This window comes from Streptomyces sp. NPDC013317 (genome assembly GCF_055563155.1).
Genome location: NZ_JBVHDX010000003.1, coordinates 116,566 through 130,770, shown reverse-complemented (window position 1 = coordinate 130,770; position 14,205 = coordinate 116,566). Strand labels below are relative to the sequence as shown.

Here is a 14,205-nt window from a genome sequence, read left to right as displayed (position 1 = left end):
CTACGGCACCTACGTCATCCGCAGTCCGGTCGAATCGCTCGCCGGGCCCATGCCCCTTTTCGGCGTCGGCGATCCACGCGCCCGGCGTCCGCCCGAGCCTCTATTCCGTGACGAGGTGCAGCTGGGAGACGGGTACCGCCGTGGTCGCGTCGACCTTCTCGCCGTCGTACCAGTCGACGGTGGCGGTGTCGCCGGACAGCGCGGTGATTCTGCCGACCGGCAGGTCGGCGAGGCGGACCGGCGTCGAGCCTGCGGTCTGCCCCAGGTCCTGTGTGGTCACCCGGTCCCCGACTGTGAAGCTGTGGGCCATGCGTTCCTCCAAGGTCAGGTGTGACAATCAAGCCTCCCCGCTCCTGAGGGCCCCACATGAGGGCCACGCTGAGCCCGGTGCCGCATTCACTCGCCTGGCGAGACCCGGCCGGGCGCACCCACGCCGCCTGACCGGCCGAGTTCACGATCCGAGACACGGCTGATCGGGTTCCTGGACCGCCAGGCCCGTGACAGCGACGTACTCACTCCAGGCGGCGACGGTCCACATCCGACCACTTCCGGGTGTCCCTCGGCTCGATGTACAGCTCCTCGTCCTCAGGATGTCCGCCGGCGATGGCCCGCTGACGCGCAACCTCGGCGTCGAACTCCAGGCCGAGCAGGAGGGCGAGGTTGGTGATCCAGAGCCACATCAGGAAGACGATGACGCCCGCCAGGGTGCCGTAGACCCTGTTGAACGAGCCGAAGTGCGCGGCGTAGAAGGCGAATCCCCCGGACGCGAGCATCCAGAGCGCCAGCGCGAGGAAACTGCCCAGGCTCACCCACCTGAATCCACGGCCCTTGGCGTTCGGCGCCGCCCAGTACAGCAGCGCCATCATGACCGCGACGAGGACGACCAGGACCGGCCACTTCACGACCGACCACACCGTCATGACCGTGTCGCCGATGCCGAGAGCGGCGCCCGCATGCCGGGCCAGCTCGCCGGTGACGACCACGATCAGGGCGCTCACGCCTGCCAGGAGCATGAGCGAGACCGTCAGAACCAGGCGCAGCGGGAGGATCTTCCACAGCGGGCGCCCCTCCGGGACGTCGTAGACGGCGTTCGCGACGCGTATGAACGCGGCGACGTATCCGGAAGCGGACCAGAGCGCGAGGATCAGACCCACGACGGCGAGGAGAGAGCCGGCCCCGCCGTTGCCCCGGAGCTGCCCCACGGCTTCACCGAGCACGTCGCGCGCGGCACCCGGCGCCAGCGTGTCCACGGTGTCCAGCACATGGCGGATGGCCGACTCGCCCGCGATACCGAGGAAGGACACGAGCACCAGGAGAGCCGGGAACAGCGACAGAATTCCGTAGTACGTGAGACTCGCGGCTCGATCGAGCAGTTCGTCGTCCCTGAACTCCTCCAGCGTGCCGCGCAGCACTGCCGTCCAGGACCGCCGAGGCAGGTCGACGGGGCTGTCGGGAGCACGCTCTTCGACACGCTCGTCAGGGCCCACCGGCTTGTCTCGGCCCACGCTGCCCGGGCGCACCTGCTCGTCAGGACCCATGCCGCCAGGACCCATGCCGCCAGGACCCACCTGCTCGTCAGGACCTACGTCGAGGCGCCTGTCACCGCGCTCGGAACTCTCAGTGCCTTTCATGACCGTCGCGTTACCGCTCCGCCGCATGCCATGCGTGCACAGCCCTGCGTAACCCGTGCACCGCCCCGCCCGACGGACGTCGACACCGCGGCCGCTGTGTGGGCTCCGACAACAGGGGAAGGCGCCACCGAGAAACGGAGGAGGACGCCACCATGACGGAAAACCCGTGGACCTACAGCACGGTATGTGGCCATCTACCGGGGACCGACCTGACCGATTGGAGCGTAGAAGCGACCGACGGTCCGATCGGTTCGGTGGACAAGCATTGCGACGAGGCCGGCGACGCCTACCTGGTCGTGGACGCCGGCACGTGGATCTTCGGCAAGCTGCTCATCCCCGCCGGGGCGGTCGCCGCGGTCGACCCGGCGACCCGCACCCTCCACCTGTCCCTCACCAAGGACCAGGTCAGGGACGCCCCGCAGTTCCTCGCCGACCAGCACCTCGCCGACCGGCAGTACCGAGAGGACGTCGCGGCGTACTACCGCTTGACCGGTCCGTGCGATGCCGGCGCCGACTCTCGCTGACTCGTACGGTGACACGTACGGCGCCGGGCGGGCCGATCGCCTGCTGCCCCGAGCGGGAGCACGCCGCCCCCCAAGCGGGGGACACGCTGTGAACGACGCCGGTCCGCTCCGAGAAGACGGAGCGGACCGGGAGGCGTTCGGCGTAGGCAGCAGCCGCACATGCAGATGCAGACCCAGGTGCGGTCAGATCCGTCCGCCGGCGAGCCGGGTCAGGGGGCCGACGGCCGGCTTGGCCGTGGAACGGCCGACCGCGAACGCGGCGCCGGCGATGCCGACGATGCCCGCCGCCGCACCCGCGGCTATCACCTTCCTGTTCTTCACGACGGTCCAGGCCGCGGTGGCCGCGGTCGCCGCCTTCGCGGCATTCGCCGTCACCGCCTGCTGGCCCATCTGCAGACCGCTCGCGACCGCACGGCCGGCGGTCTTCGTCGCTTCGCCCGCGGAGCGGACAGCTGTCGACGCGGACTGCTCCGCGTCGCGGGCCGCGGTCTCCGCTTCGCTCGCCGCGGCGGTGGCCTTCGACTGGGCGCTCTTGGCGGTCGAGGTGGCCCGCTTGGCGGGCGACTTGCGCGCCGTCGTGCTACCGGTTCCCTTGGCACTTCCGTTCGATGTACTCATGGCATTCCTCCTTGCCTGACTTTCGGCGGTGAAACGGGGATCGCCTCACCGGGGCGCTGTGCGAGGCCGGATCACCGGCCGAGGGAGTCGCTGGGGAGGAGCGACCCCAACGGGCCCAGGTCCAGGTTCAGATCGTCCATGGACAGTCCGTAGCGCTCGCACAGTTCTTCCATACGCTCGTGCAGGATCATCAGCGTCATGCCGATGCGTTCTTCCTCGTCCGCGCCGAGGTCGCCCTGATCGACGCGGTGGACGGCGGTGCGTTCCATCAGCTGACGCAACAACTCGACGATGGTCAGGACGAGTTTGATGAGGTCGCGTTCCACGGTGTCGGGGTCGACGGACAGCCGTTGCGCGACTGCGCTGTCCCGCGCGTCCCTCGTCGTACTCTCCATGGCGGTCACCTCTTCGACTCGACGGCGTGGTCCCCGCGAGGGGCATCGGCACTGGTCGTTCCTCGGGTCCATGGAGCCGGCTCGTCGCCCGTGATCGACCTGATGACCGCGCGCAGATTGATGTGGACGAGGTCCACGTCGGCGATGGAGAGCACGAGGTCTCCGGTCAGGACCGCACCCCCGGTCAACAGGCGGTCCAACAGGTCGATGAGCGCGACCGGAGGACCGGAGAGGCGCTCGACCGGCTCGTGCGAGCCGTCGTCCACGAAGAAGGGCGTACTCATCGCCTGTCCACCCCGTCTCCCTCCCTGGCCCCGGCTTCGGCCCTGTCCCCGTCGCCGTCCACGGCCACGTCCGTGGCGACGGTGGCGGGAGCCGAGAACGAGTACGGAGCCCACGGACCGGTCACCTCCACCCGCACGCCCGGGACCGGGCGCGCCGCCGCCTGCACCTCGTCACGGAAACGCGTCTCGGCGCCGGCCGGCACCAAGTAGGCGTGGTTGGCGATGTTGACCCCGAGCCGTCCCGACAGTCCGCCCTCCTGAGGGCGGTGCATCACCGTGGCCCTCGCGACCTGCTGGGCCACACGCGTGACGTCGTCCACGACCGCGCCGGCGGCATGGAAGAGGTTCTCGGTGTTACGCCGTCGCTGCCTTCGCTGTTGCAGATACGCCCGGCCCGGGCTCGCCGTACGAGCCCCGACCGACTCCTGAGAAGCAGCCTGCGGGGTCGACGCGACCGCCTTCGGGTCGGCGTGGACCTTCACGCCCAGCTCGACGTGACCGTCGAAGCACGTCAGCATCTCGGCGAACCGGTCACGGTGATCGACCAGCATGCCGGTCACCCGGTCCTCGTCGGGACAGACCGTGGCGAGCCGGAAGGGAAGGACCGCCGCCCGTGTGAACGCGGCGTCGACCACGTCGTGGTGGGCCCGGGCGATCTCCTCCAGCCTCCCGAGATCCTCCAGCTGCCGCCGTAGCGCCGCGTCGTCGAAGACCTCGGCCGGTACGGAGGACACCAGGGCGACCAGGCCTTCCGCCGGGACGAGCTCCACGTGATGGCCGTCGATTCCACTCACCGTACGGACGAGGGCGGAGAGCCTGCCGTCGTCCCGGCCGACGCCGTACACGTACGCCATCGGGGGAGAGGCGGACATTCCCTCCGACCCGGGGAGGCCTTGCACCCCCGGGGTGGGGGAGGGGACCACGTCGCGGTTCAGATCACGGTCGCTCACCGCGCCTCCTCAGTCCCCTGGCGGGCATCCGCCGCCGGTTCCCGTTCGTGTCCGTCCGGTAGGGCCTCGGCGCGCAGCCGTACGAGTTCGGCGCGCAGGCGCTCGTTCTCGTCGGCCAGGAGTTCCTCCCGGCTGCCGCTGTCGATCCCACCGGACCGGCCACCGCCGTCGACATGGCGGGGCGGGCGTGCCCGGGAGGAGAGGGAGGGATCGTGCTCCCACCAGTCGATGCCCATCTCCTTCGCCTTGTCGACCGACGCGACCAACAACCGCAGCTTGATGGTCAGCAGCTCGATGTCGAGGAGGTTGATCTGGATGTCGCCCGCGATCACGATGCCCTTGTCGAGCACGCGTTCCAGGATGTCCGCGAGGTTCGCGGACGAGCCCTGGCGGCTGCTCGGCGACGCGGCATGCGGTGATGCCGGTAGGCGTCCCGCGAATGATTCGGACACGTTGGAGACCTCTGTTCTCTGGGTGTGCTGTGCTCTCGTCAGCCGCCGACGGAGGCACGACGGCGGGTGCGGCGCCCCGACCTGCGCGCCCGGCCGGCCTCGGCCTCTTCGGCGTCGTCGGCCGGTTCGTACTCGGCGTCGGCGTCGGTGTCGGCGTCGGCGTCGTCGAACTCGGAGTCCCGGTCGTCCACGTCGGCCTCTCCGGCCGGTTCGTCCTCGCCGTACCCGTCGGCCTCGTCGTCCGGGTCAGCCCCGGCCTCGTCCTCGACCTCTGCGCCGTCCTCGTCGGCCTCGTCGAGTTCCTCCTCGCCGAGGGGCTCGTCGTACTCCTCGGGGTCGAGGTCCTCCTCCGACTCCTCGTCCGCGAAGTCCTCCGCCTCACCGTCGGCTCGGTTCTCCTCCTCGACCGCTTCCTCATGGCTGACCACGACCTCGCCGTCGCGGACCTCGCCCCGCCAGCCGTCGGTGGCCTCTCCGCGCAGCATCAGGAACTTGCGGTAGAGCTTCAGATCCAGCCGGGCGCGCCTGCCCTGAGCGCGCCAGATGTTCCCCGTCTTCTCGAACAGCCCCTTGGGGAAGTACTCCAGTACGAGCAGGACACGGGTGAGGTCGTCGGTGATGCGGTGGAAGGTCACCGCTCCCCGGACCGTCCCCTTCGCGCCCTCCGTGGTCCAGGTGATCCGCTTGTCGGGGATCTGCTCGGTGACGTTCGCCTGCCAACTGCGGGTCGACTTCGCGACCTTCACCTTCCAGTTGGTGGTCGTGTCGTCCGCCGTCTCGACGCTGACGACACCCTTGGCGAAGGTGCTGAACTCCTGGAACTGCGTCCACTGGTCGTACGCCTCGCGTACGGGGACGCCGACATCGATGTCCTCGACGATGGTCACGCTCTTCGCCGCGCCTCCGCCTGACTTCCGACCACCGCCGAAGAGACTCCGGGTCTTGTCCTTCACGGTCTCCTTGAACGCGGAGGTTCCGGCGGCGAGGGCTGCCCGCGCGGGGGACTTGCCCTCGCCGAGAGCTTTCCCTCCCTTGGCAAGCCCCTTGCCGAGGCTGCTCTTCGCGGCTCCGGGCTCGGCCAGCCGGGCCACGCTGTCGCCGAGGTGCTGCCCGAGCCGGGTGACCGCGTCCTCGGCGCGTGCCGTCAGATAGAGCCGCAGCTCTTCCTTCAGTCTGTCGGTGGCAGGGTTCTCCGCCAAGTCGTTCTTGATCCTGCTGAGCGCCGAGTCACTCATCGCTGTCACTCCTGCTCTTCCGCGTGCGGGACGCCGTCGCCTTCCTGGGGGCACTCGCACGCTTGCGGGCGGTTGTCGCCTTGCGAGGGCTGCCGCCGGAGGAACTGCTTCGGGAGGCCGATCGGCTGGGGCTCTTCTTCGCGGCGCTCTTCGTGGCGCTCTTCGCCGTGCTCTTGGCGGTGCGCTTCGTGGTGCTCTTGGCCGAGGCCGCCGGCCGCGCGGACTCCTGATCACCCTCGCCCTCGGCCTCGTCATCGCCGACGTCCGCGTCATCGGCGGCGTCCCCGGTCTCGCGGCCGTCGAGGTCCTCGCGGTCGTCGTCGGTGTCGTCACGGCCGAGCGCCCGCGTGCGCTCCTGCAAGGAGTCGGCGAGGCCCGAGGCGCGCTTGGTGAGGGCCTGCGTCGCTGCCGACTTCGTGGCCTCGAACAGCTCTCTGCGAACCTGCTCGCTCAGAGCCCCCGCCATAGGCGAGGCGGCCAGGAGTTTCCCGATCCGTCGGGGGTCGAGGTCCAGTCTGCGCCCGGCGAGGAACATCCCCACCCCGATGGCCATCTTGGCCTTCCTCGTCCGCCCCAGGAGGTAGCCGCCGACCAGCGCGGCTGCCGTCGTGGCATTCTTCGGTATCACCGGTACACCTCGTTCTGCCTCGCAATGTCACTGTGCTCGGTCATGAACCGTTCTCCGTCCCCATTCGGTACGCCTCGATCTCGTCGAGCCGGTCCAGAAGCGCGTCTTCGCGCCGGTCGAACTCCTCGGCGTCCACCCGCCCGTTCGCCAGGTCGTCCACGAGTGCCGCCAGCGCTGCTCGTACGGGCTCGGGGTCGTAGTACTCCCGTTCCGCGGCCAGCAACACCTGGTCGACCACCCACGCGGTGCCGCGCACCGGTGCGAGCGGCAGGGTCAGAAGTCCGGTGAGCAGTCCCATGGCTCCGTCTCCTTCCCCGCGTCGCTCGAACCTGCTGCTGCCGGCCGGTGCCGGGCCCGCGTCATACGAAGCTGTACGGCGGCAGCGGCCCGGTCAGCGTGAAGGTGCAGGCCTCGCCCTGCCGGTCGGCCTCTTCCCGTACGGTGCGGACGAACGCGTCCGTGGCGGTGGCCGGAACAAGGAACGAGACGTTGAGGAAGAGGCTGGCACCGGGCTCGGCGCGCGAGGCGCGGGCCGCGGAGGGCAGCAGCCGCTCCAGCGTCTTCTCCGCCTGTGCGTTGTTGCGTTCGGCGACCTGGGCGGCGACGAGCTCCCCGAGGGCGATCCGGTCGTCCTGCCCCGCTGAGCCCGACCGCGTACGTTCGTTGAGCTCCCTGATCTGATCGGACTCCGCCACGATCTCCAGCAGCAGGTCCTGCTCGTCGCGGGCAGCCTTGAGGTTGAACTCGACGTGGCCGGCGAGTTCGGCAAGCCTGGCGGTGTAGGCGTCGCTGTCACGCTTCAGTGCGGCGCCGACCTGCTCGTCGTCCGGGCCGAGCAGGCCGAATCGCATCGGCAGCGTCGCTCCGTCCGTCATCAGGGTCTCCAGGACCGCCTCGTGCGCCAGCACGTCGCGTCGCTTGGCCCGCAGTCCCTCGGGGGCGTCGCTGACGACCGCGGCGACGTCACCCGCGGCGACCGTCCGCAGCGGAGTCGGTGGGTCGCCCACGCCCTGGAGCCCGTCCAGGCGCAGTGGGTGATCGGCGCCGGTGATGGCGTAGATGTAGGTGGGCACTTGCTACTCCTCCCGTCGGGCGGTGGACGTGCGGCTGGAGGCGGACTTGCGTGCCGGCCGCTTGCGGGGCTCTTCCTCGGACTCCTCGCGCTTGCCCTGGAGGGAATCGGTGAACGCCTCCACGGCGCCGGTCAGCGCGCCCTTCGACTTGCCCTTGGCGCCGCTCTCGGTCATGTCGCCGACGATGTCGGTGAGCTGCGTGGGCGCCTTCCGCCCGGACTCGAGGTCGAGCCGGTTGCACGCCTCGGCGAAGCGGAGGTACGTGTCCACGCTGGCCACGACCACGCGGACGTCGATCTTGAGGATCTCGATCCCGACCAGGGAGACGCGGACGAACGCGTCGATCACGAGCCCTCGGTCGAGGATGAGCTCCAGCACATCGTAGAGATTTCCCGAGCCGCTTCCGCCGCTCGTGGCATTGCTCTGTTGGACGAGTGTCACAGTGAACTCCTTCCGGTTCAGCGCCTGTCGACTGCTGTGCCTTGGCTTCTGCTGTGCCTGTGCCTGTGGCTTCTGCGCAGCCGGCTTCTGCGCTTGTCGGCTTCTGTGCCTGTCGACGCCGGCCGGCACGGTGGCCCGCCCCGGCACGGCCGGCGCGCGCCACCGCCGTCAGCGACGGTCGATCTGGCCCCGGGCGTAACGCCGTGTGCGCTCGTACGCGACGAGCTGTCCCTCCGTGTCGAGGGCCACGCGGTACGAGGCCATGACGCTCATCGTGTCCGGCACCTTCTCCAGCTCGACGACCTCCACCTCGGCCGCCCACCCGTCTTCCGTGGCTTTGACCGCGGAGACGGATCCGGGTTCGCACTGCAGCAGCTCCGAAAGCTGCGCGGAGGCACGGCGCATGGCCGTGGCGATGTCGAGCTTTCCGGACGTCTTCTTCTTCTCGTCGTCAGTTGCGCTCATGTTCCCGCCTGTGAGGCCTGGATGACCGCCCTGGAGTGGTGCTCCAGCAGCCGTCGATGGCTGACGTTCGCGTGCCCCCCGCGTCCGAACGTATGCGTGACCAACCTCGAAACAGGACGGCGAGAGTCGAGGGAGGCCTCGATCCCGTCCGCTGTCCTCCACCCCGCTGCCTCAAAGCGGATACGCAACAGCCCTGTTGAGGTGCGGCAGCCGCGTCGGCCCTCACCGGAGCCGGCCGCGGCCGCGAGAACACCGTCGCACCTCTTGCGTTAGTGACACTAACGGTCTAGCTTTGTTGGTGTCACGAACGTTCGTGGTTCGAATGAATTCGGGAGGGAAGACCGTGATCAAGCCGTTCCGCATCGACATCCCCCAGGCCCACCTCGACGACCTCAACGACCGCCTCGCTCGCACCCGCTGGCCCAACGAGGTGGCCGAAGCCGGGTGGGACTACGGCTTCCCCCTGGCCCGACTCAAGGAGCTGGCCGAGTACTGGCGCTCCGGTTACGACTGGCGTGCCCATGAAGCCGAGCTCAACCGGCTTCCGCACTTCACCACCGAGATCGACGGCCAGAACATCCACTTCGTCCACGTCCGTTCCTCGAACCCGGACGCGCTCGCGCTGGTCCTCACCCACGGCTGGCCCGGCTCGTTCCTGGAGTTCCTCGATGTGATCGGGCCGCTGTCCCGCGACTTCCACCTCGTGATTCCGTCCATCCCTGGCTTCGGTTTCTCCGGGCCGACCCACGAGCGAGGCTGGGACATCGTCCGTGTCGCTCGGGCCTGGGCCGAGTTGATGCGCCGCCTCGGCTATGAGCGGTACGGCGCGCAGGGCGGTGACTTCGGCGCGGGCATCTCCTTGGCGCTCGGCGCGGTGGCTCCCGAGCGAGTCGTCGCGGTGCACGTCAACTACCTGCCGACCCGGCCGGATCCTGATGCCGGCGTCGAGCTGTCCGGATCGGACGAAGCCCGACTGGCCAAGGTCAAACAGCTGATGGCCAACCGTCCGCCGTACCAGGCGCTGCAGGCCCTGACGCCCCAGACCATCGGCTACGCCCTGACCGACTCACCCGTGGGGCAGCTGGTCTGGATCGCCGAGCGCTTCGCCCAGTGGACCGACCCGCGCACGCCGATCAGCGACGAGCGGATGCTCACCGACATATCGCTGTACTGGCTGACTGCCACCGCGGCTTCCTCGGCGCGGCTCACCTACGAGGCCGCCCGTCGGATCGAACGGTGCCCGGTGCCGGTAGGGGTGGCGGTGTTCGCGCACGACATCACGCAGTCGGTGCGACCGCTCGCCGAACGGCTGTACGACATCGACCACTGGTCGGAGTTCGACCGAGGCGGCCACTTCGCCGCGATGGAGGTACCCGAGCTGCTGGCCGCGGACGTCCGGGACTTCTTCCTCGACGCCTGACGACTGGTGTGCGGCGGAGGTGGGGAGCGCGCCCTCGGCCATGGATGCGGAGGCACCGGCGACGGATGGGCCGTCCGCAGGCCTCGCCCGCGTACATGTGCCTGACGTGCCACACCAGCAGCTGATCGATGCTCTGCGCACGGACGCGGGCGACGCGACGACCGATGAGGCGGTGCGGGCGCGGGAGTACGCCGAAGACCTGTCCTCGGCCCTCGAAGTCCAGGGCACCGACAGGACGGCCCGCATCCTCGGACGGATCAACGCTCTCCTGTCCAGCGCCACGGCGGCCTTCACCCTCACTCGCGAGCTGCTCCCCCCTGGTTCGTAACGCGCGTCGCACTGACGAGAGCCTCGCTCCGGCTGGGCATGCTCGAACCGGTTCCCTCACCCCATCCCGGCCTGTGCTGATAATCGGAGGATAAATCCGAGGAACAGGTAGGGTGCAAAACTGGGAGGCTGCTGCGCTAACGTTCGTCCTGGAGGTGAAGGATGCCGACAGAGGATGAGCTGTTCGCAGCGGTGGACGCGCTGCTCGCCGGAGAGCCCGAGCTGCCCGGGCCCGCCGAGCGCGCTCGCCTGCGCGAAGCCGCCGGGATCACCCAGGCCCGGCTCGCGCAGGTGCTGCAGACCACGGCGCAGACGGTGAAGAACTGGGAGGCCGGCCGCGCCGAACCACGCCCCCCTCGCCGCCAGGCCTATCAACGACTCCTTGACGGCTGGTCAGCCCAGTTTCCGCTCGACTCCCACCTCATGCCGCCCGAGGCCGACGCGGCGGAGCCGGAAGGTGCGGAGCAAGGAGGCGCGGAGTCGGTAGTGGCCTTCACCGGCCCGGCGAGCTCGGCGCAGCGAGCGACCGAGTCCGCAGGCCGGACTCCGGCCGCCCCGACCGCTCCGACAACTCCGGTCGCCCCGTCCGCTCCGGCCGCCGTGGCCGAGCAGACCGTGCCGCGTCCGGCACGGACCGCCAGGAGCACGTCGGCCGCCCGCCGTCCCGGCGGTCACAAGGCGGCCCAGGCGGCCACCCCGGAGCCGGGCGCCGACCCGCGGTTCGCCAACGGTCCGCTCGCGGTGGTCGACACCGACGAGTCCGGGCAGGTGCTGGCGTACTGCCCCGGCGGCCTGGTACTGGACGTGCCCGCGAAGAGTCTCTCCTCTCTGCTGGACTGGACCCTCGCCGAGGCGAGGCTCGGGCAGCCGAAGCTCTCAGGCCCTGGCAAGCCGGCCGATCCGCTGCTCGTGCTCACCGAGGCCGCGCTCGAGCGCTACGGTCTGCCGGCCGCCCTCACCGACGAGGAGCGGCATGCCGGACGGCTGCCGGAAGACCACAAGGTCATCAAGCAGCTGGTCCGTGCGGAGTGGAAGCTGACCAAGCGTGGGTTCGGGCCGTGGGCGCGGATCTACCGCCCGGCCGTCGGCTCGGAGCGGGCCTGCGTCCAGTTGTGCATCCCGTCGTGGAACGCGCTGGACGCCCGGCACTGGGGCGAGGCCGGGCAGCTGCCCCCCGCGGAACTCGCCCGGCTCCTGGGCGTGTACGCGGCCAGGGTGATGACGCCCCGCGGTTCCACCGCCGTGACCGGCCTGGAGCTGATGACCGCACTGCACCCGCCGACCCGCGCCTCCGAACAGGACGCCGACGGCAAGCGGCACTCCGAGCACAACCCCGGATCGCTGGGGAAGGACCCGGTGGACTGCGCGCCGTGCGAGGCCCCGGACGGCCACCCGCTGCTCAAGGACCTGCCGCGATTCCACGTCCGCGGCCCGGCGGAGAAGCTGTTCGAGGAGGCGTACGACTGGGCCCGCCCTCTCACCGACGCCGAATGCCTGCGCCGCCACCTGGTCGGCATCGACGTGAACATGGCCTTCGCCGCGGGCGCCAACGGACTGAACGTCGGCCTCGGAGCGCCGACGCACGTCAAGGCCCCGCAGTTCGACCCGAAGCTCCCCGGGAGCTGGCTCGTGGACCTGTCGCACGTCGACCTGTCCCGGGTGAAGGTGGGCAAGGACTGGGCCGACCTGGACGGCAGCCTGCTGCCCAGTCCCTTCACACCGAAGGGCGAGCGCCCCGAGGGCCCGGCCTGGTACGCCACGCCGACCGTCGCGTACGCGGTCGAACTCGGCTACGAGGCGCGTCCACTGGAAGCCTGGGTCCGGTATGACAACGGCCGCTATCTGGACCGCTGGTACAACCGCCTGCGCGACGCCTACCTCGCCACGATGGCCGACCTCGGCGTCGACGCCGATCTGTCGCCGCAGGACTTCCTCACGGCGATGGAGGAGTACAGGCGCCGCGACCCCGAGCTGGCCGTCGTCGTATCGGCGATCAAGGCCACGGTGAAGGGCGGCCTGGGGAAGCTGCGGGAACGCCCGCGCGGGGAGGGCTGGCGGCCGGGCGAGCCGTGGCGCGCCCTCTCCCGCCCCACCTGGCGGCCGGACATCCGCGCGGCGGTCATCTCCCGCACCCGGATCAACCTGCACCGGAAGATCGTCAAGCACGCGTCGTACACGGGGCAGTACCCGGTCGCGGTTCTCTCCGACTGCGTCGTCTACGCGGCCGACGGGCCCTCGCCGCTGGACTTCCTTCCGTACCGGGAGGGCAAGGCGCTGCCGGGCGGCTTCAAGCTCGGCATCAACCCCGGTCTGGTCAAGCACGAGGGAACCCAGGACGTCCTGTGGGGTGAGGAGGTCCGCGAGCGGTTCGACGCCCCGGAACTCAACCTCGCCCGCTACATCAAGGACGGCTCCGTCACCGACGTCGACAGCGGAGAGTAGGAGAGGGCGATGAGCCTGTTCGGGGACGGCCTGGACGCCGCGGTGCGGAAGACGTTCACCCGCCCGGCGCCCAAGAGCGCCGGCGCGCAGATGCGGTACTTGGTGAGGCAGCACAAAGGCAGCACGAAAGCCGTCTCCGAGCTGCTCGGAATCACTCAGCGCACGGTCGAGCGATACGTGAAGGACCAGATCAGGAGACCTCGCCCGCATCTCGCCGCCGCGATGGACAGCGAGGTGCAGAAGCGGTGGCAGCCGCAGATCCGCGCCAAGGCGCGGAAGAGGGCGGCGACGACCGACGGCATCGTCATCGACACGCGCGCCCGCCTCGGCTACACCGCGCCGATCGGCTCCACGGACCAGGACCGGATCCGCCACCTGACCGTCGCTCTCCCGCCCCACCACGCCGCTCGCCTCTTCGACGCCCAGGAGCAGGGCGCCACCGAGGACCAGCTCCGGGAGATCGCGGCGGAAGCCCTCAAGGAGGTCTACTTCCAGGACGGCGGCCGCCGGGCCGGATCCCTGGAAGAGGTCCGCATGCTCGACGTCCAGCACCTCGAATTCGAGCTGTAGAGGGGACGAGCCGCGTTCTCAGAGGATCCACGGCTTCCCTCGTGAACGAGTCTCGTCGTCGACTTCGCCTTCGGGCCTGGCTGTCGCGTCATCGCCATCGCCATCGTCCTCGTCGTCGCAAGCCCGGTAGTGGTACGCGTCCATCCACCAGTCGTCGTCCGTCCAGCCGGCGTCGTCTTCACCGCTCTCCTGGAGCTCTCGGTCGGCGCCCCGCCACCTGCTGTGGTCGCCGATGCTCCGCAGAACGTGCGACCGCTGCTGCTCGTCCAGCGCCGCGAGGGCCGGATGCGACGCGGCACGGGCCCGGTCGCCCAGAGGGTCGTGCAACGCCGTGCGGGCCCGGGCGGCCTTGTGGGCATCGTCGGCGAACCAGAGCGCCGCGAGGCCCGCGGCGGCGACCGCCGCGGCGGCCCATTCCAGGACTCCGTGCGGGAGTTCCGTCACCAGCAACACGCCCGCCAGGCACCAGAAGCTGACCAGCGCGACCACACCCGCGCAGGCGCAACAGGCCGGCACCGGCCCGCCCCTCGCCGTCCGGCATACGGGGGATGCGGGGCAGCAGGGCGTCATGCTCGTCCCGGTACGCGATGCGCAGGGACGGGTACTCCTCGTCGCACCAGTCGATCCATCCGAAGGACACCGGCTCGGGATCGTGCCGGCGTACTGCCTCCAGCAGGGCGGCGGGCAGCCGGTGGGCGGGTGCCCGGCCGGGGTCGCGCCCCGCCTCGGTCAGGAGAGCCGCGCCTTCTC

19 protein-coding genes are annotated in these 14,205 nt (G+C 70.1%); 5 read left to right on the top strand and 14 right to left on the bottom strand.

What is annotated here, in order from left to right:
• Positions 1–100 precede the first annotated feature (100 nt).
• A complete protein-coding gene (locus ACZ3IJ_RS09470) occupies positions 101–310 on the bottom strand; it encodes a hypothetical protein (protein WP_467467098.1) in 210 nt (69 codons plus the stop codon).
• 202 nt (positions 311–512) lie between these two features.
• Positions 513–1,538, bottom strand: coding sequence for a YihY/virulence factor BrkB family protein (locus tag ACZ3IJ_RS09465; protein WP_467467097.1), 1,026 nt, complete (start codon positions 1,536–1,538; stop codon positions 513–515).
• Between the two features lie 347 nt (positions 1,539–1,885).
• Between ACZ3IJ_RS09465 and ACZ3IJ_RS09460 the strand changes: the two genes are divergently transcribed.
• Positions 1,886–2,155, top strand: coding sequence for a hypothetical protein (locus ACZ3IJ_RS09460; protein WP_467467096.1), 270 nt, complete (start codon positions 1,886–1,888; stop codon positions 2,153–2,155).
• Between the two features lie 183 nt (positions 2,156–2,338).
• Here the strand turns inward: ACZ3IJ_RS09460 and ACZ3IJ_RS09455 are convergent, their stop codons facing one another.
• The 11 genes from ACZ3IJ_RS09455 to ACZ3IJ_RS09405 all read right to left on the bottom strand — a co-directional run bounded on the left by ACZ3IJ_RS09455 (position 2,339) and on the right by ACZ3IJ_RS09405 (position 8,696).
• The gene (locus ACZ3IJ_RS09455) at positions 2,339–2,773 is read right to left on the bottom strand and encodes a hypothetical protein (protein WP_467467095.1); all 435 of its coding nucleotides are present in this window, start codon (positions 2,771–2,773) and stop codon (positions 2,339–2,341) included.
• Positions 2,774–2,844: 71 nt separating this feature from the next.
• On the bottom strand, positions 2,845–3,168 hold the full coding sequence (locus ACZ3IJ_RS09450) for a gas vesicle protein K (RefSeq protein ID WP_467467094.1): 324 nt from the start codon (positions 3,166–3,168) through the stop codon (positions 2,845–2,847).
• Between the two features lie 5 nt (positions 3,169–3,173).
• The gene (locus tag ACZ3IJ_RS09445; protein WP_467467093.1) at positions 3,174–3,452 is read right to left on the bottom strand and encodes a gas vesicle protein; all 279 of its coding nucleotides are present in this window, start codon (positions 3,450–3,452) and stop codon (positions 3,174–3,176) included.
• Positions 3,449–4,402 carry a GvpL/GvpF family gas vesicle protein gene (locus tag ACZ3IJ_RS09440; RefSeq protein ID WP_467467092.1) on the bottom strand — a complete coding sequence of 318 codons (954 nt, stop codon included), beginning with the start codon at positions 4,400–4,402 and terminating at the stop codon, positions 3,449–3,451. Before ACZ3IJ_RS09440 ends, ACZ3IJ_RS09445 begins: the two co-directional genes overlap by 4 nt.
• Positions 4,399–4,854: a gas vesicle protein gene (locus tag ACZ3IJ_RS09435; protein ID WP_467467091.1), complete on the bottom strand. Its 456-nt coding sequence runs from the start codon at positions 4,852–4,854 to the stop codon at positions 4,399–4,401. The genes ACZ3IJ_RS09440 and ACZ3IJ_RS09435 overlap by 4 nt, the downstream gene beginning before the upstream one ends.
• Before the next feature lie 38 nt (positions 4,855–4,892).
• The gene (locus tag ACZ3IJ_RS09430) at positions 4,893–6,089 is read right to left on the bottom strand and encodes an SRPBCC family protein (RefSeq protein WP_467467090.1); all 1,197 of its coding nucleotides are present in this window, start codon (positions 6,087–6,089) and stop codon (positions 4,893–4,895) included.
• Complete coding sequence (locus ACZ3IJ_RS09425) at positions 6,082–6,717, bottom strand: hypothetical protein (RefSeq protein ID WP_467467089.1); 636 nt, start codon at positions 6,715–6,717, stop codon at positions 6,082–6,084. The genes ACZ3IJ_RS09430 and ACZ3IJ_RS09425 overlap by 8 nt, the downstream gene beginning before the upstream one ends.
• 40 nt (positions 6,718–6,757) lie before the next feature.
• A complete protein-coding gene (locus ACZ3IJ_RS09420; protein ID WP_467467088.1) occupies positions 6,758–7,015 on the bottom strand; it encodes a gas vesicle protein GvpG in 258 nt (85 codons plus the stop codon).
• Positions 7,016–7,076: 61 nt separating this feature from the next.
• Positions 7,077–7,790 (bottom strand): GvpL/GvpF family gas vesicle protein, encoded by a 714-nt coding sequence (locus ACZ3IJ_RS09415; RefSeq protein WP_467467087.1) that lies wholly within the window; start codon positions 7,788–7,790, stop codon positions 7,077–7,079.
• Positions 7,791–7,793: 3 nt separating this feature from the next.
• Positions 7,794–8,231, bottom strand: a complete 438-nt coding sequence (locus ACZ3IJ_RS09410) for a gas vesicle structural protein GvpA (RefSeq protein ID WP_467467086.1) — start codon at positions 8,229–8,231, stop codon at positions 7,794–7,796.
• A gap of 168 nt (positions 8,232–8,399) precedes the next feature.
• Positions 8,400–8,696, bottom strand: a complete 297-nt coding sequence (locus ACZ3IJ_RS09405; protein ID WP_391801856.1) for a gas vesicle protein GvpO — start codon at positions 8,694–8,696, stop codon at positions 8,400–8,402.
• Positions 8,697–9,039: 343 nt separating this feature from the next.
• On the opposite strand from ACZ3IJ_RS09405, the gene ACZ3IJ_RS09400 reads away from it, so the two are divergent.
• The 4 genes from ACZ3IJ_RS09400 to tpg all read left to right on the top strand — a co-directional run bounded on the left by ACZ3IJ_RS09400 (position 9,040) and on the right by tpg (position 13,455).
• A complete protein-coding gene (locus ACZ3IJ_RS09400; protein ID WP_467467085.1) occupies positions 9,040–10,116 on the top strand; it encodes an epoxide hydrolase family protein in 1,077 nt (358 codons plus the stop codon).
• A gap of 106 nt (positions 10,117–10,222) precedes the next feature.
• Positions 10,223–10,444: a hypothetical protein gene (locus ACZ3IJ_RS09395; RefSeq protein ID WP_467467084.1), complete on the top strand. Its 222-nt coding sequence runs from the start codon at positions 10,223–10,225 to the stop codon at positions 10,442–10,444.
• Positions 10,445–10,605: 161 nt separating this feature from the next.
• Positions 10,606–12,885 carry a telomere-associated protein Tap gene (tap, locus tag ACZ3IJ_RS09390; RefSeq protein WP_467467083.1) on the top strand — a complete coding sequence of 760 codons (2,280 nt, stop codon included), beginning with the start codon at positions 10,606–10,608 and terminating at the stop codon, positions 12,883–12,885.
• 9 nt (positions 12,886–12,894) lie between these two features.
• Positions 12,895–13,455 (top strand): telomere-protecting terminal protein Tpg, encoded by a 561-nt coding sequence (gene tpg / locus ACZ3IJ_RS09385; protein WP_467467082.1) that lies wholly within the window; start codon positions 12,895–12,897, stop codon positions 13,453–13,455.
• Between the two features lie 18 nt (positions 13,456–13,473).
• On the opposite strand, the gene ACZ3IJ_RS09380 is transcribed toward tpg, so the two are convergent.
• Positions 13,474–13,971 (bottom strand): hypothetical protein, encoded by a 498-nt coding sequence (locus ACZ3IJ_RS09380; protein ID WP_467467081.1) that lies wholly within the window; start codon positions 13,969–13,971, stop codon positions 13,474–13,476.
• Between the last annotated feature and the right edge of the window lie 234 nt (positions 13,972–14,205).